The following is a 20,587-nucleotide window of genomic DNA, read 5'->3' as shown; positions in this document are numbered from 1 at the left end:
CAAACTCAATGCTTTGCCGTGGCGGCCATTTCGTCGCCATACCGGAATTCAAGGAAGGATTTCAGAACAAGCGTGACCAGCGCCAGCAAGGCGAGCAGCGAAGCTACCGCGAAGGCGCCGACGGCATTATACTCGTTGTAGAGGATCTCGACATGCAGCGGCATCGTGTTGGTGAGGCCGCGAATATGGCCGGACACCACAGACACCGCGCCGAACTCGCCCATCGCACGCGCATTGCACAGCAGCACGCCGTAAAGCAGCGCCCATTTCACATTGGGTAGTGTGACATACCAGAAGGTCTGCCAGCCGCTGGCGCCCAGTGAGAGTGCGGCTTCCTCATCGCCCGAACCCTGATCCTGCATCAACGGGATCAGTTCGCGCGCCACGAACGGAAAGGTCACAAAGATGGTAGCCAGCACGATACCCGGAACCGCAAACAGGATCTCGATTCCATGGCTCTTCAACCAAGGGCCAAGCACGCTGCCGCCGCCGAACAGAAGCACATAAACCAGGCCCGCGATCACCGGTGACACGGAAAACGGCAGGTCGATCAGCGTGATCAGGAACGCCTTGCCCTTGAACTCGAACTTGGCGATGGCCCAGGCCGCGGCCAAACCGAAGACGATGTTGAGCGGAACGGAAATGACCGCCACCGTCAGCGTCAGCCGGATGGCGGCCATCGCATCCGGCTCCACCAGCGACGCGAGATAGGTGCTCCATCCGCCGGCGAAAGCCTGGATGAACACCATCACCAGCGGGGTGACGAGAAACAGCGCCAGGAACAGCAGCGAAATCGCGATCAGCACGATGCGCGTCGTCAGGCTTTCCGTGACCGCGCTTTTCAGCGGCCGCAGCGGCGTTTGCGCGAAAGACTGCTCAAGCGCCATAGCCATACCTCCTGCGGCTCCAGGCCTGGATAAGGTTGATGACGAGCAGCATCACGAAGGACAGAAGCAGCATGATCGTGCCCGTCGCGGCCGCACCGCCATAGTTGAACTCTTCCAGCCGGATCACAATCAACAAGGGCGCGATCTCGCTGACATAAGGAATGTTGCCGGCAATGAAGATCACCGAGCCATATTCCCCGACGGCGCGGGCAAAGGCGAGCGCAAAGCCAGTCAGGATCGCGGGCGTGAGGGCCGGCAGGAGAACGCGCGCAATCGTCTGACGACGACCCGCACCCAGCGTCGCGGCCGCTTCCTCCACCTCGCGGTCGATTTCTTCCATCACCGGCTGCACCGTGCGCACCACGAACGGCAGACCGATAAAGATCAGCGCCACGATGATACCGAGCGGCGTATAGCCGACCTGGATGCCGAGCGGCTTCAACAGACCGCCGATCGGCCCGTTCGGCGCATAAAGCGTGGTCAGCGCAATGCCGGCGACCGCAGTCGGCAGCGCAAAAGGCAGATCGACGATCGCATCGATGATGCGCCTGCCGGGAAAGCGATAGCGCACAAGAACCCAGGCGAGGATCGTGCCGAACACGACATTGACCAGCGCCGCAACCAGCGAGGTGCCAAAGCTCACCTGCAGCGCGCGCAGCGTTCGCTCGTCTGAAGCAATCGCCCAGAACGCGTCGGGACCGATCGCGGCGGAGCGCCATACCAGGCCGGCAAGAGGCAGCAGGATGATCAGCGTCAGGTAGACAAGCGTGAAACCGAGCGTCAACCCGAAGCCGGGAAGAACACTCGGTTTCTTCAATCGCCAACCTGCGCCGCTCGAAGCGGCAGCGGTCATTTATTTACCCGGCTTGTACAACTGGTCGAAGGTGCCGCCATCGCCAAAATGGGTCGGCTGCGCCTTGGCCCATCCGCCAAACAACGGATCGTCGATCGAGATCAGCTTGATCTGCGTGAACTGCTTCAGCTCCTCGGCCGGCACGAGATCTGGCTTGGACGGGCGATAATGATGCTTGGCAGCCAGGCGCTGGCCTTCCTCCGAATAGAGATATTCGAGATAGGCCTCCGCCACCTTGCGCGTGCCCTTGGCATCGACATTGGCATCCACGACGGCGACTGGCGGTTCGGCCAGGATCGACTGCGGCGGGAACACGATGTCGAACTGATCGGCGCCAAACTCGTCGGCGGCCAGATAGGCTTCGTTTTCCCAGGCAAGCAGCACGTCGCCCAGCTGGCGCTGCGCGAAGGTCACGGTGGAGCCGCGCGCGCCGGTGTCGAGGATCGGCACATGCTTGAAGAGCTCGGCGATATAATCGCGCGTCTTGGCTTCATCGCCGCCGAACTTGTCGTTTGCCCAGGCCCAGGCTGCCAGATAGTTCCAGCGCGCACCGCCGGAGGTCTTCGGGTTCGGCGTGATCACCTCGACGCCGTCCTTGACCAGATCGCCCCAGTCGTTGATCGCCTTCGGATTGCCCTTGCGCACCAGGAACACGATCGTCGAGGTGTAAGGCGAGGAATTGTTCGGCAGGCGCGTGCGCCAGTCCGGATTAATCTTCTTGGTGGCTTCGGCGATGGCGTTGATGTCGCTTTCCAGCGCCAGCGTCACCACATCGGCCTCAAGCCCGTCGATCACCGAGCGCGCTTGCTTGCCCGAACCGCCATGCGAAGCCTGGATCGACACGTCTTCGCCCGTATCGGCCTTCCACTTGCTTGCGAAGACGGCGTTGTAGTCCTTGTAAAGCTCGCGCGTCGGATCATAGGACACGTTGAGCAGGGTGGTTTGCGCGAAAGCAAAACCCAGGCCGCCGAATTGCGCGGCACCGGCCAGCACGGCCGTCAGGAAGAGTGTTCTGCGATTAAGTCTCATGCCGTTCCAGCCCCGTTGAACAGCATCAACTCTAGCGGCTTTATAGACAATGCAATGGCATGCGATTTCGAAATCGCGGACGATGTGAGAATGGATTGCTAAATATTCTTATCGGATCCCCCCTGCCCGCTTGAGACAAAGGCATAGAGGCTCTGATCGTATTCCAGGTCACCGGCGCCGCGCCAGCTCCTGAAGCGGGCTGTTCAACGCTTCAGCTGGGCTCACCACATGATGCTGGACACGCCCGACCAGAACCAGCAGGCACCCGATCAAGAAGGCTGCGGCTCCGAGGAGCAGCAGGACAAGGGAGATCATCGTCGGCTTGCTGTAACCGGACCACGTAATGATCCCCCAATAGCCATAGAATGATACGAACGGACCGATCACAAACAATGCCGCGCCAATCCACCCGCGCAGATCAAACCGCATCCGCGTCGTGATCGTCTGAGAGGCCCCCATTACATCCCTCAAGCAAAAGCATTTTGCGCCGCATCGATGCGACGCAAGATGAAGAATGTCATCATCAAAGGCAGGATGCCAATGGCGATCCCGACAGGAATCGAACCTGTGACCTACAGATTAGGAATCTGTCGCTCTATCCTACTGAGCTACGGGACCATGCGGGACGTTTCATAGCCTGTTCGGCTGAGAACAGGCAAGCATCTCCGCAAGGATCGTTTCCGTTCAGTTTTGCTTGGCGAGCGCTGTTTCGGCGAGCTTGACCCAATAGCTGATACCGTGCGGGATCGCCTCGTCGTTGAAGTCGTAGGCGGGGTTGTGCAGGCCGGCACTGTCGCCATTGCCTAAGAAGATGAAGGCGCCCGGACGCTTTTCCAGCATGTAGGAGAAGTCTTCGCCAGCCATCATCGGCGCGACGTCGAGATCGACGCCGTTGGCGCCGGCAACAGCGATCGCCGTTTCACCAGCGAACCTGGCTTGTTCGGCATGGTTGAAGGTGACGGGATAGTTGAAGTCGAAGTCGACATCGATCGTGGCGCCATTGGCCGCACCGATGCCCTCGCAGATCGCGACGATCCGGTCCCGCGCATAGGTGGCCACTTCGGTCCGCAGCGTGCGCACGGTGCCGGCGAGCTCCACCTGTTCGGGGATGATGTTGTGCGTTTCGCCACCGTGAAACTTGGTGACCGACAAAACGGCGGAATCGATCGGATCGGTGTTGCGCGACACGACCGTCTGCAGCGCCTGCACGATCTGGCTGCCGATCACGATCGGGTCGATCGTGCGATAGGGCATGGCCGCATGGCCGCCGCGGCCCTTGATCGTCAGCGTGAACTCGGCCGTCGCCGCCATGATCGGACCCGACCGGATCGCGAACTGGCCGACCGGAAGGCCTGGCTTGTTGTGCATGCCATAGACGGTTTCGATGTTGAACCGTTCCATGATGCCTTCCTGCACCATCACACGCCCGCCACCGCCGCCTTCTTCGGCCGGCTGGAAGATCACGGCGACCGTGCCTGCGAAGTTGCGGGTCTCAGCCAGATACTTGGCGGCACCCAGCAGCATGGCGGTATGACCGTCATGGCCACAGGCATGCATGGCGCCGGGTGTGGTGGAGGCATAGGGCGCGCCGGTGATCTCGGTGAGCGGCAGCGCATCCATGTCGGAGCGCAGACCTATCGTCGGACCATCGCCGAGACGGCCCTTGATCAGAGCCACCACGCCCGTCTTGGCAAAGCCGGTTTCAACCGTGTCGCAGCCGAACGCCCGCAGCTTGCCTTCTACGAAGGCGGCCGTTTCATGGAGCTCGAACATCAGTTCGGGGCGCGTGTGAAGCGCCCGGCGCCAGCCTGTGACCTCATCCTGCAATTCGGCGGCACGGTTGAGGATAGGCATTCGCAGGCACTCCGGTAAAGACAGGGAAAGGCTATAGCTTGCCCACAAGCGGGGTCAAGCAAGGGTCGTTCTTGCCTTCTTGAAGCCCCCACTCTTGCCTTGTTGAGGTCAAAGTGAAGTCTTAACGGCACTCAGCGTTTGGATTCCATTGACGCCTCGCTGTATACTTCGCCCAATCTTCCCAGGCACGGACCCGGATCTTTGACCAGAAAGCTGTTTGCCGCGCTTCTTTCCGCAGGTCTGCTGACCACCCTTCACGGCGAGGCTTTCGCCGGCCCGTCGATCGTGGTGGACACCGGCACCGGCAGGGTTCTCGAGCAGGAAGATGCCTACAAGCGCTGGTATCCGGCCTCGATCACCAAGCTGATGTCGGTTTACGTGACCTTCCGCGCCATCCAAGCCGGCGAGATCACGCTGCTGTCGCCCATCGAGATCACCAAGAGGGCGACCAAGGAACCGCCAAGCAAGATGGGCTATCCCGAGGGCTCCGTGCTGTCGGTCGACACTGCCTTGAAGATCATGATGGTGAAGTCCGCCAACGACGTCACCACAGCGCTTGCGGAAAACGTCGGCGGCTCGGTTGCCGGCTTCGCCGAGCGCATGAACAAGGAAGCGGCACGGCTCGGCATGAACGGCTCGCATTTCATGAATGCGCACGGCCTTCATGACGAAAACCATTACACCAGCGCGCATGACATTGCCGTTCTCGCCACCGCCCTGCACCAGGATTTCCCACAATATGCCAATTATTTCGACATCGAGGCGATTGCGGCCGGCGATCAGGTGATCCCCAACCATAATGGGCTGATCGGCAGCTTCGAAGGCGCCGATGGCATGAAGACCGGCTATACCTGCCCGGCCGGCTTCAATGTCGTGGCGACCGCAACCCGAAACAACCGGCAGATCATGGCCATTGTGCTCGGCGCCGTTTCGACGGATGCCCGCGATTATCGCACCGCTGAGCTTCTGACCGCAGGCTTCGGCAAGTCATCGGATGCCGCACCCCTCCTGGCCGATCTTCCCCGCAGCGGCGAGGATTTGACCACCGCCGGCAACATGCGCAACGAGATCTGCACGGAAGAAGCGCAGAAGCGCATTGCCAAAACGCGCGACGCCGAAGGCAAGCCGCTGGTGCCGTCGCCTTTCCTCGTTGAAATGACGCGGCCGCGCGTCGTGGTCAGCGTGGCGCTTGGCGGCGCGACGGGTCCTAAGTCGACGCAGCCACGCTTTGCCGATGTGCCGATCCCGACGCCGCGGCCCGATTACGAGCCCAACACCGCAGCCGCCGTCAGCGCGGTCGAACAAGGCGGCTGATACCCGTGTTCCCCATTCCCGTTTCCGTCCTGACCGGCTTTCTCGGTTCGGGAAAAACCACGCTGCTCAACCGTCTGATCAAGGAGCCGCAGCTGGCGGATACGGCGGTGATCGTCAACGAGTTCGGCGAAGTTTCGATCGATCATGCGCTGGTGGAACGCGCGACTGACGGCATCATCGAGCTGGCCGGCGGCTGCCTGTGCTGCACCGTACGCGGCGAGCTGGTGGACACGCTGAGCGATCTGGTGGAGCGCCTGCGCGATGGCCGCATCGCCGCGATGAAGCGCATCGTGATCGAAACCACCGGCTTAGCCGATCCCGCGCCGGTTTTGCACGCCTTGATGGCGCATCCCATGCTCGTGCGTACGCTGCGGCTCGACGGCGTGGTGACGACCGTCGATGCCGTGCATGGCGCGCGCACGCTGGATGTGCATCCGGAAGCAGTAAAGCAGGTCGCGGTTGCCGATCGGCTGGTTCTCACCAAGACCGATCTCGCCGATCCGGCAGGGGTGGCTGATCTGCGCGCGGCCTTGCACAGCCTCAATCCGAATGCCAAAATTCGCGAAGCGTCGCGCGCCGACGATCTCGTTTCGCTCCTTGCCTGCGGGCTTTATGATCCCGAAACCAAGAGCGTGGATGTGCAGCGCTGGCTCGGCCGCGCCGCTCATGACGACGTGCACGATGACCATCACCATCATGACCATGGCGACCACCATCATCACCACGATACCAGCATTCGCACCTTCTCTCTGACGCATCCGGGTCCGATTCCAAGTGCCGCGGTGGAAATGTTCGTGGACCTGCTGCAAGCCAGCTATGGCGAGCGCCTTCTTCGCATGAAGGGCATCATCGAGCTCAGCGAAGATCCAGCCCATCCGCTTGTGCTGCATGGCGTGCAAACCATCCTGCATCCCCCTGCCCGTTTGCCCAAATGGCCGGAAGGCACACGCGGAACCCGCATGATCTTGATCACCAAGGATGTGCCGGAAGATTACGTCCGCAAACTCTTCGCCGCCCTCACCAGCCGCCCAGCCGTGGATACGCCAGACCGTGCCGCGATGACGGACAACCCGCTGGCAATTGCGGGACTGAAGATCTGAAAGCGGGTGACTGTGTCACCCCTTCACGATCGTAAAGCGATGCCCGCCGTCCAGCGTCTCGGCTGAAATCAGTTGGTGCCCGTCCTGCTGACAGAAGGCGGGGATATCGAGACCGGCCAAGGGGTCGGTGGTTTCCACCACCAGAATCGCGCCGGAGGCCATGCCCGCGAGGCGCTTGGCGGTGCGCAGCACGGGCAGCGGGCAATTCAGCCCGCGCAGATCATAGATCTCGGCACTCAAGGGCTCGGGATCAGTTGGTCGAGGCCATGCGCCGGCGCAGACCGGACAGGAAGCCGGCTTTTGGCTCGGCAACACCGGTTTCCGGCGTCACTTCAACCGGCGTGACTTGCGCGGCAGCAGGCACGGTCGGCGCCGGCGGCGTGGCGGCGGCAACAGCTTGGGCCTTCTTGGCAGCAGCTGCCTTTTCCTTGGCTTCCTTCTCGGCTTCCAGCGCGGCCATCTTGCGGCCAGCGGGCGAGTCGATGCGGCCCATGCGATCGGTTTGCGTCACGGAGCCATCAGGGTTCAACGATGGCGGCTCCATGGGCACGCGTTCGCCGCGCGAGCGCTTTTTGCTCCATTCGGCCACGATCGCCGCTTCCTTCAAGCCGCCGATGGACGACATAGGAGCAAGCTTGGAGCCGCCATTCGCGGCCGTGCTGAAGGCCGCTTCATAAGTCTTGGTGTAGGTCTGGTAGGCGGTCTGCAGCGATTCCGGCTGGGCCGTTACCGGGCAAGCGCCGGCCGCCGACATCGGCTGGTCCGAAATCTGGTTGAAGACATAGCGTTTTTCACAGACATCGACCTTCGGCGGCACCTTGGTGATCTCGAAGTGGTCGTAGCCTTCCTTCAGCATGGTCCAGAACGCGTAGTTCGGATCATCCTTGTAGCGAGCCATGTTGGCCGCCGTCATCCGGAACGGAAACGCCTGAATCTGGAACGAGGTCTGGCCGCCCTTGAAGGCCTCGCGCGCCAGCGCATAGATCTGACCGACCTGTGCGTCCGTCATGGAATAGCAACCCGACGACGAGCAGGCACCATGCACCATCAGATGCTGGCCTGAGCGGCCGTGAACGCGATCATAGGCGTTGGGAAAGCCGATATTGAACGACAGGTAGTAGCTGGAATTCGGATTCATCTGGCCGGGCTGGACGGTATAGAACCCTTCCGGCGCCTGGCGGTCGCCCTCGATATATTTCGGGCCGAGCTTACCCGACCATTTGCAGATGTCGTAGGAGGCCAGCAGGTCGTAGCGGCCCGTCGTCTTCTGCTTCCAGACTTCGAGCTTGCCCTCTTCCTTGAAGATCCGGACCATGATCGGCGACGTCTGGGACATGCCCTTGGTCTTCATGTCGGAGATCAGCTTGGGCGATAGCTCTTGTGTCGCCTTGGGAGCGATATCGTCGATCGACCCGTTGCAGCCGGCGAGAACGACGGCGGACAGGATCAGGCTGGCGCGAAGAAGACGAAGCGGCATGGCGGCAGAACGTTTCCAGTGACCACGAACAGCAGGGTTGGCACCCCGATGGATCGCATTCTAGAGCCGTTAACCCTTACAAAAGATTACAACAAGCCCCGGAAGTGGCCGACCCCTCGGCATCCCTCTTCAAGCAGCTTCAAACGTACCGCAACGGCAAATTTGTGGCAGCCGCCGATCCCGATCGAGGCCGCCGCTTAAAGCGTGCGGCCGATGGCGAGGAACTTGTCGCGGCGATGCTCGCGATAATCATGGGTCGCCTCGGAAAGCTCGCGGAAGCCGGCTGCGATCTGGTCGCCGGCAGCCCGCATGACGGCTTCTGCGCCGCGATGGGCGCCGCCCAGCGGTTCTGCGATGATGCCGTCGATCACCTTCATTTCCAGAAGGTCCTGCGCGGTGATCTTCATGTTGGTGGCAGCGTCGCGGGCACGTGTCGAATCGTGCCACAAAATGGACGCAGCTCCTTCCGGCGAGATCACCGAATAGATGGAGTGCTCCAGCATATAAACCTTGTTCGCCGTCGCGATCGCAATCGCCCCGCCCGAACCACCTTCGCCGATGATCACGGAAATGTTGGGCACCCGCAGCCCGAGACAGGCCGAGGTCGAGCGCGCGATCGCTTCCGCCTGGCCACGTTCTTCCGCGCCAATGCCGGGATAAGCACCGGCGGTGTCAACCAGCGAGATCAGCGGGATGCCGAACTTGTCGGCCAGTTCCATCACGCGCACGGCCTTGCGATAGCCTTCCGGCCGCGCCATGCCGAAATTGTGCTTCAGGCGGCTTTGCGTGTCGGTGCCCTTTTCCTGGCCGATCACCGCCACCGGCTCACCGCGGAAGCGCGCGAAGCCGCAAAGAAGGGCGTTATCCTCGCCAAAAGCACGATCACCGGCCAGCGGCGTGTAATCGGTCATCAACTGGGCGATGTAATCGACGCAATGCGGCCGGTCGGGATGGCGCGCAACCTGCGCCTTTTGCCACGGCGTCAGCGCCTTGTAGGCGTCGCGCAGCGCATCGCGCGAACGCTTTTCCAGCCGCGAGATCTCATCGGCCACGTCGACGGCGCCGCCGGTCTCGCTCAGCTTCTTGAGTTCAACGATCTTGCCTTCGAGGTCGGCGACCGGCTTTTCGAAATCGAGATAGTTGTACATGCGGCTGGCCAGAAACCCTCGGACTGAGAACCCGTCAAACGGAAACCAACGGGATTACCCGTTTCGGGCTCGGCTGGCAAATAGCCCGCCAGCACCTAGTCGGCAAGCGGATGATGGTCATTCACCAATGCGATCAGCCGCTTTTCCAAGACATGCGTGTAGATCTGGGTGGTGGAAATATCGGCATGGCCCAGCAATTGCTGCACCGCGCGAAGATCCGCACCGTTCTGCAGCAGGTGGCTGGCAAAGGCATGGCGCAGCACATGCGGCGACAGATCGGCCGCGTTCAAGCCAGCTCGGGCCGCCAGTCCCTTGAGGTCACGCGCAAAAACCTGACGCGCAAGATGCCCGCTTTCCGATGACGCCGGAAACAGGAAACGAGATCCCGCATAGACCGGCTTCGCAGCCCGCGCACCAAGCCACGCCTTCATGGCCGTTTGCGCCTTAGCCGTCAGCGGCACCAGCCGCTCCTTGTTGCCCTTGCCCTTCACGAAAAAGAAGCGCTCGTCGCGCCGCGCCACCGTGACCGGCAGCGAGACCAGCTCCGACACGCGCAGGCCCGTGGCGTAAAGAACCTCGATCAGCGCGTGCATGCGCAAGGCATCGAAGCGCGCTTCATCGCTCGCCGCTTCCCCGACCTCCTGCTCGGCCCGGTCCAACAGCAGCCCGACATTGTCTTCGCTCAGCGTCACCGGCAGCGCGCGGTCTTTGCGCGGCATGTCGAGCGTACCGGTGGGATCGTCCGTCCGGACACCTTCGGCATGCAGAAACTTGAAAAACTGACGTAGCGCCGACAACCGCCGCGCCTGCGAACTTGCCGCAAAGCCGCGCGCGGTGAGAGAGGTCAGATAATCCCGCAACTGCGGCGTTGCCGCCTCATGCAGCGGCCCATCCACAGTGTCGGCCGCATCTTCCAGATCGCGGCGATAGGATTGCAACGTGTTTTCGCTGGCCCCGCGCTCGGCCACCATCATTTCGAGGAACGCCTCGATGCGGGCTCCACTCCCCGTCATGATCCGACCTTCATGGCTTGGGCGAAGACACGGCGTTGCGATCGAGCTGCTCGATCGGCACCGGCACGACCATCTGTGTTTGACGTGGCGAAACGAAGGTCGCCAGAGCAAACATCGCCGCATAAACAAGCGCAACGAGAATGACGATGACGGTCACGAACCGGAACAAAGTCGGCATAAACAGGCAGCCTCGATAATGCAGTCCGAGTCAGTCTGATCTTATCCGCTGCCCGCCCCACCAAGGCAAGGCCAGATGGTCGGCATGAGGCCGGGATGAGGAAGGGGAGTTGATGCTCGGCGCTTGACGCCATTGCCGTTTTGCGGTGCTTGTCGCCGCAACAAGGAGCCGTGATGACCCTTTCCGCCGAATCACCTTTGCGCAACCAGCTCGTCAGCCGGCTGGGTTCGCGCGCAATCGTGTTTGTCGGCCTCATGGGTGCTGGAAAAACCTCGATCGGCCGCCGCGTGGCGCAGGCGCTCGACCTGCCTTTCGTGGATAGCGACCACGAGATCGAAACCGTTTCGCGCCTCACCGTCCCCGAACTGTTCGAGCGCTACGGCGAACCGGAGTTTCGCGCGCTGGAACACCGCGTCATCGAGCGTCTGGTGCGCGAAGGCGCAGGCGTCGTGTCCACGGGCGGCGGCGCCTTCATGAATGCGCAAACGCGCACGATCGTCGCGGAACACGCGATTTCGGTGTGGCTCAAGGCCGATCTCGACGTCCTCATGGACCGTGTGTCCAAAAGGCAAACCCGCCCGCTCCTCAAGACCGCCGATCCCCGCGCAACCATGGCTAAGCTGATGGACGACCGCTATCCCACTTACGCGCAAGCCGATCTCACCATCGAAAGCCGCGACGAGAAGCGCGAAGTCATCACCGCCGAAGTCATCGAAGCGCTCGACCGCTATCTCGACCTCGCGACCCGCAGGACCGCATCCGCATCATGACCACCAACCCAATCCGCACCGTGACCGTGGGTCTCGGCACCCGCGCCTATGACATCCTGATCGGCAACGGCCTGATCGATCGCGCCTGCACCGAGATCCAGGCGCGCCTGCCCGGCATCCGCGTCGCCATCATCACCGACGAAAACGTTGCTGCGGCCGGCCACCTCGCGCGACTGCAGGCCTCGCTGGACGCTTCAGGCATCGGCCATGCCGCCTTGACCTTGCCTGCCGGTGAGAAAACCAAAAGCTTCGACCACCTGCAACAAACCGTCGGCGCCATTCTCGATGCAAGGCTCGAGCGCGGCGATGCCGTCGTGGCGCTTGGCGGCGGCGTGATCGGCGATCTCGCAGGCTTCGCGGCCGGGATCGTGCGCCGCGGCATGCACTTCATCCAGATCCCGACCTCGCTTCTGGCGCAGGTCGATTCGTCTGTCGGCGGCAAGACCGGCATCAACACGGCGCAAGGCAAGAACCTTGTCGGCGTCTTCCACCAGCCGCGCCTCGTGCTGGCCGATACCTCCGCGCTCGACACCCTGTCGGAACGAGAATTTCGCGCCGGCTATGCCGAGGTCGCCAAATACGGCCTGATCGACAAACCCGACTTCTTCAGCTGGCTGGAAGCAAACTGGCGCGACATCTTCGCCGGCGGCCCCGCCCGCACGCAAGCCATCGCCGCCTCCTGTCAGGCCAAGGCCGATGTGGTTGCTCGCGACGAATTCGAAACCGGCGATCGCGCTTTGCTCAATCTTGGCCACACTTTCGGCCACGCCCTGGAAACTGCCACCAACTATGACAGCGCCCGCCTCGTCCACGGCGAAGGCGTGGCGATCGGCATGGCCCTGGCGCACCGCTTCTCCGCCCGTCTGAACCAGGCCAGCACCGACGATGCCACGCGCGTCGAGGCGCATCTGAAAGCCGTCGGCCTGCCAACGACGCTCGCCGATGTTCCCGGTTGCCTCCCCGACGCCGAAAAGCTCCTCAGCTACATCGCGCAGGACAAGAAGGTCTCCCGCGGCGCCCTCACCTTCATCCTCACCCGCGGCATCGGCCAAAGCTTCATCGCGAAGGATGTGCCTGCATCGGAGGTTCTGGCGTTCTTGCAGGACGGGCTGGCTGGAAGATAAAGGCGGCCTGTACTATTCTTGGTTATAGCCAAGGATGGAACGCCATGACCATTCACGTCACCCGCAAGGATTTCGAAGACCGCACGGCTGAGCTGCTCGACTCCGCACAGCGCAGAGGCGAGACCATCATCGTAACGGACGCCGGCAAGACGGTGTTTGAGTTGAAAACCTTGGAACATGCCCCGCCGCTGCCTTTGACGGACGAAGAACGTCGGCGGGGCGAAGAAAGCTTGGCTCGGCTTCGAGGTTCCGTCTTGTTCTATGACCGACCTTTCGACCCTGTCGGTGAGGAGGATTGGGAAGTGTTGAAGTGATCCTTCTGGACACTCACACACTGCTTTGGTGGTCAGGCCAGATTGGCTCACGCCTTTCTGAACGTGCCTTCAGCCTCATAGAGGAAGAGAAGGCGAAGACTTCGCTTTTGGTCTCTACCATTTCGATGTGGGAGATCACCATGCTCTGTGAACGCGGACGGCTCGGGCTCAAGCAGAACCTCGACGATTGGCTACGCGAGCTGGAAGGCAACCCGTTCGTCAAATTCATCCCGATCGACAACCGCATCGCCGTTGAAGCCAATCGCCTGCCGGACCCGTTCCATCGTGATCCGGCCGACAGGCTGATCGTGGCAACGGCACGCCTGCTCGACATACCGCTGCTTACAGCCGACACGAAGATCCTGGATTATCCCTTCGTCAGAAATGTCTGGTAACTACCAGCGCGTCGATTCACCCGGTGCTGCCGGCTCGATCGCCATTGCGTGCACCTTGTCCACCGCAAGCTCGTTTTCCAGAAGTTCGTTGACCATGCGGTGCCGCTCGATCCGGCTCAAGCCCTCGAACTTCGCCGAAATGACGCGGACGCGGAAATGCGTTTCGCCGGCACCGTCGAAACTCGGCTGATGGCCGGCATGAAGGTGGCTTTCATTAATGACATCGAGGCGTTCCGGCTGCAGCGCCTGCGTCAGCTTGCTTTCGATCTTTTCTTGGATGGACATCGAACCTCGTCGCTCCCATATCTCACATCTGGCTAAGAACCTGGCGCGCCTTCCGTTGCGGCGCATGTCGAAGCAGGGTTCTGGGCCACAATTCGCAAATGTCAATTCTTGTATCGTTGCGCGAAGCTCGCATACTTCAGCGCTTGGAGACAGTACAACGACCCATGACGAGCTATTCGAAATCCTTCGAGAAACTGCGCATCCGCCCGGACAAGAAGGCTGCTGCTGCGTCGCAATCCCAGGCGCCGTGCTGCCAGTGGGATGGATGCGATCAGCCAGGCACGCATCGCGCACCAGTCGGGCGCATGCGCGAAGGCGAGTATTTCCGCTTCTGCTTCGACCATGTGCGGGAATACAACAAGAGCTTCAACTACTTCTCGGGCGTGCCCGACGGTGAAGTCGCGCGCTTCCAGAAGGAAGCGCTGACCGGCCATCGCCCGACCTGGAAAATGGGAACGGCGGCAGGAACCGCGAATTCCTCGCCCGATGTGGCCCAGATGCGGTCGGGCCGCGCCGGCTATTACCGGATGCGCGATCCCTACAACATGTTCGGAACGGGAGCGACGGCGCCGCAAGAGCGCAAGGCCAAGCCGCTGGAAGCCAAGGCGCTGATCACGCTCGGCCTGACCGTCAAGGCGACCTCAGCCCAGGTGAAGGCGCGCTACAAGGAGTTGGTGAAGAAGCATCATCCCGACGCCAACGGGGGTGACCGCGCATCCGAAGACACGCTGCGCGAAGTTCTGCAGGCCTATAAGCTCCTTAAGCAGGCCGGCTATTGCGATTGATCCGCTTGCGGCAAGCGGCTGGCCAGTTTGCCTCGCCGCGTTACATCCTCTGGCACAGCGTTTTTATTCCCACCGACGAACAAGCTGGTTTAAGAAAAACCAGCATTCGTAGAAATGAAGGACGGCGAGCGCTTGGGTGACCCTCAAGTCCCGCCTGGAGGCATGATGGACAAGCTCGACCGCGACAGCGCCAATCTTCCGGACACCACCGTTTCGGTGAAGGAGAAGTTCGGCTTCGATTCCAAGATGGTGGTGCCGGCCTATTCCAAGACCTCCGAGCATGTGCCGGATATCGATCCGGACTACCTGTTCGACCAGCAGACCACGCTGGCTATTCTGTCGGGCTTTGCCTTCAACCGCCGCGTCATGGTGTCGGGCTACCATGGCACCGGCAAGTCGACCCATATCGAGCAGGTCGCCGCCCGCCTCAACTGGCCCTGTATCCGCGTCAATCTCGACAGCCACGTCAGCCGCATCGATCTCGTCGGCAAGGACGCGATCGTGGTGAAGGAAGGCATGCAGGTCACGGAATTCCGCGACGGCATTCTGCCCTGGGCTTACCAGCACAATGTCGCGCTGGTGTTCGACGAGTATGATGCCGGCCGTCCGGACGTGATGTTCGTGATCCAGCGTGTTCTAGAAGCCTCGGGCCGTTTAACCCTGCTCGACCAGAGCCGCGTCATCCGCCCGCATCCGGCCTTCCGCCTGTTTGCCACCGCCAACACGGTCGGACTCGGCGACACCACCGGCCTCTACCACGGCACGCAGCAGATCAACCAGGCGCAGATGGACCGCTGGTCGATCGTCACGACGCTGAACTACCTGCCGCATGCGGAAGAAGTCGCGATCGTTCTGGCCAAGGCTAAGCACTACCAGAACGAAAAGGGCCGCGAGACCGTCAGCCGCATGGTGCGCGTTGCCGACCAGACGCGCGCAGCCTTTATGAACGGCGACCTGTCCACCGTGATGAGCCCGCGTACCGTCATCACCTGGTCGGAAAACGCCGAAATCTTCGGCGATGTCGGCTTCGCCTTCCGCCTCACCTTCCTCAACAAGTGCGATGAGCTGGAACGCGCGGTCGTTGCCGAGTTCTACCAGCGCGCCTTTGGCGAAGAACTGCCGGAAAGCGCTGCCAACGCGGTGCTAGGCTAAGAACGCAGCGGCGCGGAGCCGGATCGAGACAGGATGACCTCATGGTGGATTTGAAGCGGCGACAGGTAGCAGGCGGGATTATTCTCGGCTTGCCGCTCGTTCTTGCTTCAACATCCCTGCAAGCCAAGCCCGCCGAAATCCTCCGCGTGAATGGCGAGGTTTCCGCCACCAACTATGGCGGGCTGGAATCCTTTCTGTTCAACTCGGTCGACAAACTGATCGGCTTGAAGATCCGGTTCGAAGCCAATCCGGATGCAGAACCGGGCGCGGTTTCTGCTAGCCAGGACGGTGAGCTTTTTATCGCTTATCTGCGCAAGGACGAGCCGGAATCACAGATCAGCGCGAAAGCTGGCGTGAACTTCCAGAACGGTGGCTACGTTCTCGATGGCTTCTTCACCGTGAAAGATGCCGGCATGAACCAGGGCATCACGGCACTGTTCCTGGAGAAGAGCGACTCGGACGCAGTGCTGGCAGCCAATCCGGTTATCAAGGATATCGAGATCGGCCGGCTCAAAGCCGAGATCAGGGACTGACGGATAAAGCACATGGCAGGTCCCGGCGATAATTCACGCGCAAAGACCAAGAGCGGCAGCGAGGGCGACGCGTTTCGCCGTGCCGTGACGGTGACCATGCGCGCTCTTGCCGGCGACAACGAGCTTGAAGTCTCTTTCGCAAAGGACAAGCCGGCACTGGCCGGGCAGCGCGCCCGCTTGCCGGAACTGCCCAAGAAGGCATCCGCCAACGACATTGCGGTGACCCGCGGCCTGGGCGACTCCATGGCGCTGCGCAAGGCCTGCCACGACAGCGTGATCCACAACCGTCTGGCCCCGGAAGGACGGCAGGCCCGCGCGATCTTCGACGCCGTCGAACAAGCGCGCGTGGAAGCCATCGGCGCCCGCGCCATGAAAGGCGTCGGCGACAATCTTTCGGTGATGCTGGAAGACAAATACGCCAAAGCGAACTTCGCCGACGTATCCAGCTGCGACGATGCGCCGATCGAGGAAGCCATCGCCATGCTGGTGCGCGAAAAGCTCACCGGCCGCAGCGTGCCGCCAAGCGGCGAGCGTGTGGTCGATCTTTGGCGCGGCTGGGTGGAAGACAAGGCCGGCGGCGACATCGACGGCCTGCTGAACCGCCTGGACGACCAGAACGGTTTTGCCCGTCTCGTGCGCGACATGCTCGTGTCCATGGACATGGCCGAAGACATCGGCGACGACGAGCAGACCGAAGACGACACGCAAGACGACAGCGACGAGCCACAGGGCGACGAAGGCGGCGAAGAAGGCGGCGAGGACGAGTCCGGCTCGCAGGAAACCCAGTCCGAAGAAGCGGATGCGTCCAGCGACGAGCAGGAAGCTGGCGAAAGCGAAGCTGCCGCGACCGCTGCCGACGACCAATCCGAATCCGACGATCTCGATTCTGAAACGCCGGGCGAAACGCGTCGGCCGGACAATGCCTTCAACCAGTTCGAGCGCACCATCGACTACAAGGTCTTCACCCAGGCCTTCGACGAGATGGTGGGCGCGGAAGACCTCTGCGACGAAGAAGAGCTCGACCGCCTGCGCGCCTTCCTCGACAAGCAGCTGGTGAACCTGCAGGGCGTCGTCGGCCGCCTCGCCAACCGCCTGCAGCGCCGCCTTATGGCGCAGCAGAACCGCTCCTGGGACTTCGACCTGGAAGAAGGCTACCTCGATCCCGCCCGCCTCGTGCGTGTGGTGATCGATCCCATGCAGCCGCTGTCCTTCAAACAGGAGCGCGACACCAACTTCCGCGATACGGTGGTGACGCTGCTGCTCGACAATTCCGGTTCGATGCGCGGCCGCCCGATCACCGTTGCCGCCACCTGCGCCGATATTCTGGCCCGCACGCTGGAGCGCTGCGGCGTGTCGGTCGAAATCCTCGGCTTCACCACCCGCGCCTGGAAGGGCGGTCAGGCGCGTGAGCAATGGTTGAAGCAGAACAAGCCGGCCAATCCCGGCCGCCTCAACGATCTCCGCCACATCGTCTACAAGTCAGCCGACGCACCCTGGCGGCGCGCGCGGCGCAATCTCGGCCTGATGATGCGCGAAGGCCTGCTTAAGGAAAACATCGACGGCGAAGCGCTGCTTTGGGCGCATCAGCGTCTGATGGCGCGACCGGAACAGCGCAAGATCCTGATGATGATCTCGGACGGTGCGCCGGTCGACGATTCGACGCTGTCGGTGAACCCCGGCAACTATCTCGAACGCCATCTGCGCGGTGTCATCGACCTCATCGAGACTCGCTCGCCGGTGGAACTGCTGGCGATCGGCATCGGCCATGACGTCACCCGCTATTACCGCCGCGCCGTGACCATCGTCGACGCTGAAGAACTGGCCGGCGCCATGACCGAGCAGCTCGCATCGCTCTTCAGCGAAGAAGCAACCCGCGGACGCGGCGGCGCACGTGGGCTTCGGCGCACCGGGTGAAGCGCATCCTTTCAAGCCTGCTCGGCCTTGCACTCACCCTGCCGCTTGTCGTTTCCGTTTCCGCCGATTCCGAACAGATGGCGGTGCGCAGCCGCCCCATCACCGAATTTCGCATCGGCCGTGAGGCGCCGACATTCGGCACGCTCACCTTTGTCGGCGGGCTCGAACTCGTGTCGCGCCATCGCCTGTTCGGCAGCTTCTCCGCCTTCCGCTTCACCGAGCCCGGCACTCGGTTCGCCGGCGTTTCCGACAACGGCTACTGGTATTTCGGCCGGCTTGAGCGCGACGCGCAGAACCGCCCGACCGGCGTGTCCGACTTCACCATGGAATCGATGACCGGCCCCGACGGCGAGGTCAGCCAGGACAAGCGCCTGGTGGATGCCGAAAGCCTCGCCATCGCCGACGGCATCGCCACCGTCGGATTCGAGCGCGAACACCGCATCTCGCAATACAAGCTCGAGCCCGGCCATATGGGCCGCCAGATCCACAACCTCGACTTCCTGATCCCCAAGGGCGAGCTTCGCACCAATCGCGGCTTCGAGACGGTTCTAGCTGCACCGAAAACCGGCCCCTTCGGCGGCGCGATCATCGCTGTGTCCGAGATGAGCCTCAACAAACAAGGCGACATTTTCGCCGCAGTGCTCAGCGGCCCGCGCAAGGGCATCTTCTTCGTCCATCGTAGCGACGACTACGACATCACCGACGGCGCGTTTTTGCCGGACGGCGACATTCTCATCGTTGAACGTCGCGCCTCCTACACCGCCGGCGTCGCCATGCGCCTCCGCCGCCTGTCCGCCGCCAGCATCAAGCCGGGCGCCACGGTGGATGGCGAAGTGCTGCTGGAAGCCGACATGGGCTACCAGATCGACAATATGGAAGGCATGGACGTCTGGCAGGCACCGGATGGCACCACGCGCGTGTCGCTGATGTCGGACGACAACCAGTCCATCCTCCAGCGCAACGTGTATCTGGAGTTTATCTACAAGGCGGACTGATTGGGTGAGGCGCCCTTCCCTTCTCCCCTTGTGGGAGAAGGCCAAGCGCTCAACCGACCAACCTACCCCTTCACCGCCAGCCAGATCACATGCCGCGTGCCGCTCTTGCCGCGATGCGCCTTGACCTTGGCTTCCTCGACGCTGAACCCCGCGCGCTGCAAGCGTCGCGCGAACCCGGCATCGGGTGCAGCCGACCACACCGCCAGCACGCCACCGGCTCTCAGTGCCGCCTTGGCAAACTGCAGCCCGCGCGGATCGTACAGCCCGTCATTGCCGGGCCGCGACAAGCCTTCCGGTCCGTTGTCGACATCAAGCAGGATCGCGTTATAGCAGCCGGCATCCTCCCGGATCAGCGCGCCGACATCGCCCTCATGAACGCTCACACGGGGATCGTCGAGGCAGCCGGCAAACACCTCCGCCATCGGCCCACGCGCCCAGGCGACGACCGCCGGCACGAGTTCGGCAACGGTGACCTTGGCGTCGGGCGGCAGCACGGCTAGCGCGGCACGTAGGGTGAACCCCATGCCCAAACCGCCGATCAGGATATGCGGTGTCTTCGCGCCAAGCTTCTCGATCGGCAGCCTTGCCAGCGCTTCTTCCGAACCGGACAAGCGGCTATTCATCAGCTCGTTGGTGCCGAGCATGATCGAATATTCGCGGCCGCGGCGCTTCAGCCGCAGCGTCTCATCACTGCCGGGGATGGGCGCTGTGTCGAGATGCTCCCAGGGGATCACGCGGCGGCCAAACTTGGCTCACGCGGGCACTGGCTGCGGCCACCAGCGGGCGGAAATCAGCCGGTAGGGGATCAGCGCAACAACGGCGATGGTGAGCTTGACCGTCAGGTCGCCCAGCGCCCACGAAATCCAGCGCGCGACGCTCGGTTCGAACAGCCCGAACAAGGGCGCATGCTCCAACGCAAACGGCTCGTTTGGGCCGACAAAGAGAAAGGCCGGGGCGAAGGCGACGGAAAAGAAGATCGCTGTGTCGAAGATCGAGCCCATGATGGAGCCGACAACCGGCGCCCGCCACCACGAAGTCTGCCGCAGCCGGTTGAACACCGACACATCCAGCAGCTGCCCGATCAGGAACGCCACGCCGGACGCAATCGCCACGCGCACGATGCGGCCGGGCTCGAGTTCGAAGGGGATCAGCCCCCACTGAAACAGCAGCGGCGGAAAGACGATCGAGCTGGCGATCGCCAGTGTAAAACCGATGAAAACCACGCGGCGGGCAAGAGCCGGGCCATAGCGTCGGTTGGCAAGGTCGGTGATCAGAAAGGCAATGGGGTAGCTGAAGGCGCCCCAAGTCAGCACATCGGCCAGCACCAGCGGGCCGATCTGGCCACTCAGGGGAAACTGGACAAAAATATTCGAGGCCACGACGACAATAGCCATCGCAGCCACAAACGGCCATACGGGTCTTGCGGAAAGCATTTTTTTATCCTGGGTGATGGAACCAGCGGACGGT

24 protein-coding genes and 1 tRNA gene are annotated in these 20,587 nt (G+C 62.2%); 11 read left to right on the top strand and 14 right to left on the bottom strand.

The features are described 5' to 3' along the window. Nucleotides 1-5: 5 nt before the first annotated feature. From cysW to IE166_RS14805, 6 genes are all read right to left on the bottom strand, one after another. Nucleotides 6-887 (bottom strand): sulfate ABC transporter permease subunit CysW, encoded by an 882-nt coding sequence (gene cysW / locus IE166_RS14830; RefSeq protein ID WP_244641481.1) that lies wholly within the window; start codon nucleotides 885-887, stop codon nucleotides 6-8. Next, nucleotides 877-1,740: a sulfate ABC transporter permease subunit CysT gene (gene cysT / locus IE166_RS14825; RefSeq protein WP_189505147.1), complete on the bottom strand. Its 864-nt coding sequence runs from the start codon at nucleotides 1,738-1,740 to the stop codon at nucleotides 877-879. The genes cysW and cysT overlap by 11 nt, the downstream gene beginning before the upstream one ends. Beyond that, on the bottom strand, nucleotides 1,741-2,769 hold the full coding sequence (locus IE166_RS14820) for a sulfate ABC transporter substrate-binding protein (protein ID WP_189505145.1): 1,029 nt from the start codon (nucleotides 2,767-2,769) through the stop codon (nucleotides 1,741-1,743). A gap of 168 nt (nucleotides 2,770-2,937) precedes the next feature. Then, nucleotides 2,938-3,198, bottom strand: a complete 261-nt coding sequence (locus IE166_RS14815; RefSeq protein ID WP_189505143.1) for a hypothetical protein — start codon at nucleotides 3,196-3,198, stop codon at nucleotides 2,938-2,940. A gap of 112 nt (nucleotides 3,199-3,310) precedes the next feature. Further along, nucleotides 3,311-3,387, bottom strand: a tRNA-Arg gene (locus IE166_RS14810). A gap of 66 nt (nucleotides 3,388-3,453) precedes the next feature. Beyond that, nucleotides 3,454-4,623 (bottom strand): M20 aminoacylase family protein, encoded by a 1,170-nt coding sequence (locus IE166_RS14805; protein WP_189505141.1) that lies wholly within the window; start codon nucleotides 4,621-4,623, stop codon nucleotides 3,454-3,456. A gap of 201 nt (nucleotides 4,624-4,824) precedes the next feature. Here IE166_RS14805 and IE166_RS14800 point away from each other — a divergent pair, with 201 nt between their 5' ends. Together IE166_RS14800 and IE166_RS14795 are read left to right on the top strand one after the other, a co-directional pair. After that, nucleotides 4,825-5,937 carry a D-alanyl-D-alanine carboxypeptidase family protein gene (locus tag IE166_RS14800; protein ID WP_189505139.1) on the top strand — a complete coding sequence of 371 codons (1,113 nt, stop codon included), beginning with the start codon at nucleotides 4,825-4,827 and terminating at the stop codon, nucleotides 5,935-5,937. Further along, nucleotides 5,937-7,037 carry a CobW family GTP-binding protein gene (locus IE166_RS14795; protein WP_189506022.1) on the top strand — a complete coding sequence of 367 codons (1,101 nt, stop codon included), beginning with the start codon at nucleotides 5,937-5,939 and terminating at the stop codon, nucleotides 7,035-7,037. Before IE166_RS14800 ends, IE166_RS14795 begins: the two co-directional genes overlap by 1 nt. A gap of 15 nt (nucleotides 7,038-7,052) precedes the next feature. Here IE166_RS14795 and IE166_RS14790 read toward each other — a convergent pair whose 3' ends face one another. The 5 genes from IE166_RS14790 to IE166_RS14770 all read right to left on the bottom strand — a co-directional run bounded on the left by IE166_RS14790 (nucleotide 7,053) and on the right by IE166_RS14770 (nucleotide 10,853). Beyond that, complete coding sequence (locus IE166_RS14790; protein WP_189505137.1) at nucleotides 7,053-7,277, bottom strand: sulfurtransferase TusA family protein; 225 nt, start codon at nucleotides 7,275-7,277, stop codon at nucleotides 7,053-7,055. A gap of 10 nt (nucleotides 7,278-7,287) precedes the next feature. Further along, nucleotides 7,288-8,514: a L,D-transpeptidase family protein gene (locus IE166_RS14785; RefSeq protein ID WP_189505135.1), complete on the bottom strand. Its 1,227-nt coding sequence runs from the start codon at nucleotides 8,512-8,514 to the stop codon at nucleotides 7,288-7,290. A gap of 197 nt (nucleotides 8,515-8,711) precedes the next feature. Next, nucleotides 8,712-9,662 (bottom strand): acetyl-CoA carboxylase carboxyltransferase subunit alpha, encoded by a 951-nt coding sequence (locus IE166_RS14780; protein WP_189505133.1) that lies wholly within the window; start codon nucleotides 9,660-9,662, stop codon nucleotides 8,712-8,714. Nucleotides 9,663-9,757: 95 nt separating this feature from the next. Then, a complete protein-coding gene (locus tag IE166_RS14775) occupies nucleotides 9,758-10,675 on the bottom strand; it encodes a site-specific tyrosine recombinase XerD (protein ID WP_189505131.1) in 918 nt (305 codons plus the stop codon). 10 nt (nucleotides 10,676-10,685) lie between these two features. Then, complete coding sequence (locus tag IE166_RS14770; protein ID WP_189505129.1) at nucleotides 10,686-10,853, bottom strand: hypothetical protein; 168 nt, start codon at nucleotides 10,851-10,853, stop codon at nucleotides 10,686-10,688. Nucleotides 10,854-11,026: 173 nt separating this feature from the next. Between IE166_RS14770 and IE166_RS14765 the strand changes: the two genes are divergently transcribed. The 4 genes from IE166_RS14765 to IE166_RS14750 are packed head-to-tail and all read left to right on the top strand — an operon-like array spanning nucleotide 11,027 to nucleotide 13,456. Beyond that, entirely contained in the window at nucleotides 11,027-11,623 is a 597-nt protein-coding gene (locus IE166_RS14765; protein WP_189505126.1) for a shikimate kinase, read from the top strand. Next, nucleotides 11,620-12,747, top strand: coding sequence for a 3-dehydroquinate synthase (gene aroB, locus IE166_RS14760; RefSeq protein WP_189505124.1), 1,128 nt, complete (start codon nucleotides 11,620-11,622; stop codon nucleotides 12,745-12,747). Before IE166_RS14765 ends, aroB begins: the two co-directional genes overlap by 4 nt. Before the next feature lie 44 nt (nucleotides 12,748-12,791). Further along, nucleotides 12,792-13,061 carry a type II toxin-antitoxin system Phd/YefM family antitoxin gene (locus IE166_RS14755; RefSeq protein ID WP_210312969.1) on the top strand — a complete coding sequence of 90 codons (270 nt, stop codon included), beginning with the start codon at nucleotides 12,792-12,794 and terminating at the stop codon, nucleotides 13,059-13,061. After that, nucleotides 13,058-13,456 (top strand): type II toxin-antitoxin system VapC family toxin, encoded by a 399-nt coding sequence (locus IE166_RS14750; protein WP_189505123.1) that lies wholly within the window; start codon nucleotides 13,058-13,060, stop codon nucleotides 13,454-13,456. The genes IE166_RS14755 and IE166_RS14750 overlap by 4 nt, the downstream gene beginning before the upstream one ends. Here the strand turns inward: IE166_RS14750 and IE166_RS14745 are convergent, their stop codons facing one another. Further along, entirely contained in the window at nucleotides 13,457-13,741 is a 285-nt protein-coding gene (locus tag IE166_RS14745; RefSeq protein ID WP_189505121.1) for a BolA family protein, read from the bottom strand. Nucleotides 13,742-13,905: 164 nt separating this feature from the next. Between IE166_RS14745 and IE166_RS14740 the strand changes: the two genes are divergently transcribed. The 5 genes from IE166_RS14740 to IE166_RS14720 all read left to right on the top strand — a co-directional run bounded on the left by IE166_RS14740 (nucleotide 13,906) and on the right by IE166_RS14720 (nucleotide 19,120). Further along, nucleotides 13,906-14,526, top strand: a complete 621-nt coding sequence (locus IE166_RS14740; protein WP_189505119.1) for a J domain-containing protein — start codon at nucleotides 13,906-13,908, stop codon at nucleotides 14,524-14,526. A gap of 165 nt (nucleotides 14,527-14,691) precedes the next feature. Next, on the top strand, nucleotides 14,692-15,678 hold the full coding sequence (cobS, locus tag IE166_RS14735; protein ID WP_189505117.1) for a cobaltochelatase subunit CobS: 987 nt from the start codon (nucleotides 14,692-14,694) through the stop codon (nucleotides 15,676-15,678). A 41-nt stretch (nucleotides 15,679-15,719) separates the two neighbouring features. Next, nucleotides 15,720-16,211 (top strand): hypothetical protein, encoded by a 492-nt coding sequence (locus tag IE166_RS14730; RefSeq protein WP_189505109.1) that lies wholly within the window; start codon nucleotides 15,720-15,722, stop codon nucleotides 16,209-16,211. A 12-nt stretch (nucleotides 16,212-16,223) separates the two neighbouring features. Continuing rightward, entirely contained in the window at nucleotides 16,224-18,125 is a 1,902-nt protein-coding gene (gene cobT, locus IE166_RS14725) for a cobaltochelatase subunit CobT (protein WP_189505093.1), read from the top strand. Then, nucleotides 18,122-19,120, top strand: a complete 999-nt coding sequence (locus IE166_RS14720; RefSeq protein ID WP_244641480.1) for an esterase-like activity of phytase family protein — start codon at nucleotides 18,122-18,124, stop codon at nucleotides 19,118-19,120. Before cobT ends, IE166_RS14720 begins: the two co-directional genes overlap by 4 nt. A 62-nt stretch (nucleotides 19,121-19,182) precedes the next feature. Here the strand turns inward: IE166_RS14720 and IE166_RS14715 are convergent, their stop codons facing one another. Together IE166_RS14715 and IE166_RS14710 are read right to left on the bottom strand one after the other, a co-directional pair. Next, nucleotides 19,183-19,854 (bottom strand): spermidine synthase, encoded by a 672-nt coding sequence (locus IE166_RS14715; RefSeq protein ID WP_189505090.1) that lies wholly within the window; start codon nucleotides 19,852-19,854, stop codon nucleotides 19,183-19,185. 18 nt (nucleotides 19,855-19,872) lie between these two features. Then, entirely contained in the window at nucleotides 19,873-20,553 is a 681-nt protein-coding gene (locus tag IE166_RS14710; RefSeq protein WP_244641479.1) for a queuosine precursor transporter, read from the bottom strand. Nucleotides 20,554-20,587: the final 34 nt, after the last annotated feature.

The sequence above is a fragment of the Tianweitania populi genome (genome assembly GCF_014652875.1).
GTDB classification, from domain to species: Bacteria; Pseudomonadota; Alphaproteobacteria; order Rhizobiales; family Rhizobiaceae; genus Tianweitania; species Tianweitania populi.
This window is presented reverse-complemented; position numbering and strand designations above follow the sequence as displayed.

What these genes read in the sequence shown, in the direction of transcription:
- cysW (WP_244641481.1), bottom strand. Translation starts at nt 887, where the DNA reads ATGGCGCTTGAGCAGTCTTTCGCGCAAACGCCGCTGCGGCCGCTGAAA.
- cysT (WP_189505147.1), bottom strand. Translation starts at nt 1,740, where the DNA reads ATGACCGCTGCCGCTTCGAGCGGCGCAGGTTGGCGATTGAAGAAACCG.
- IE166_RS14820 (WP_189505145.1), bottom strand. Translation starts at nt 2,769, where the DNA reads ATGAGACTTAATCGCAGAACACTCTTCCTGACGGCCGTGCTGGCCGGT.
- IE166_RS14815 (WP_189505143.1), bottom strand. Translation starts at nt 3,198, where the DNA reads ATGCGGTTTGATCTGCGCGGGTGGATTGGCGCGGCATTGTTTGTGATC.
- IE166_RS14805 (WP_189505141.1), bottom strand. Translation starts at nt 4,623, where the DNA reads ATGCCTATCCTCAACCGTGCCGCCGAATTGCAGGATGAGGTCACAGGC.
- IE166_RS14785 (WP_189505135.1), bottom strand. Translation starts at nt 8,514, where the DNA reads ATGCCGCTTCGTCTTCTTCGCGCCAGCCTGATCCTGTCCGCCGTCGTT.
- IE166_RS14780 (WP_189505133.1), bottom strand. Translation starts at nt 9,662, where the DNA reads ATGTACAACTATCTCGATTTCGAAAAGCCGGTCGCCGACCTCGAAGGC.
- IE166_RS14775 (WP_189505131.1), bottom strand. Translation starts at nt 10,675, where the DNA reads ATGACGGGGAGTGGAGCCCGCATCGAGGCGTTCCTCGAAATGATGGTG.
- IE166_RS14770 (WP_189505129.1), bottom strand. Translation starts at nt 10,853, where the DNA reads ATGCCGACTTTGTTCCGGTTCGTGACCGTCATCGTCATTCTCGTTGCG.
- IE166_RS14765 (WP_189505126.1), top strand. Translation starts at nt 11,027, where the DNA reads ATGACCCTTTCCGCCGAATCACCTTTGCGCAACCAGCTCGTCAGCCGG.
- aroB (WP_189505124.1), top strand. Translation starts at nt 11,620, where the DNA reads ATGACCACCAACCCAATCCGCACCGTGACCGTGGGTCTCGGCACCCGC.
- IE166_RS14755 (WP_210312969.1), top strand. Translation starts at nt 12,792, where the DNA reads ATGACCATTCACGTCACCCGCAAGGATTTCGAAGACCGCACGGCTGAG.
- IE166_RS14745 (WP_189505121.1), bottom strand. Translation starts at nt 13,741, where the DNA reads ATGTCCATCCAAGAAAAGATCGAAAGCAAGCTGACGCAGGCGCTGCAG.
- IE166_RS14740 (WP_189505119.1), top strand. Translation starts at nt 13,906, where the DNA reads ATGACGAGCTATTCGAAATCCTTCGAGAAACTGCGCATCCGCCCGGAC.
- cobS (WP_189505117.1), top strand. Translation starts at nt 14,692, where the DNA reads ATGGACAAGCTCGACCGCGACAGCGCCAATCTTCCGGACACCACCGTT.
- IE166_RS14730 (WP_189505109.1), top strand. Translation starts at nt 15,720, where the DNA reads ATGGTGGATTTGAAGCGGCGACAGGTAGCAGGCGGGATTATTCTCGGC.
- cobT (WP_189505093.1), top strand. Translation starts at nt 16,224, where the DNA reads ATGGCAGGTCCCGGCGATAATTCACGCGCAAAGACCAAGAGCGGCAGC.
- IE166_RS14710 (WP_244641479.1), bottom strand. Translation starts at nt 20,553, where the DNA reads ATGCTTTCCGCAAGACCCGTATGGCCGTTTGTGGCTGCGATGGCTATT.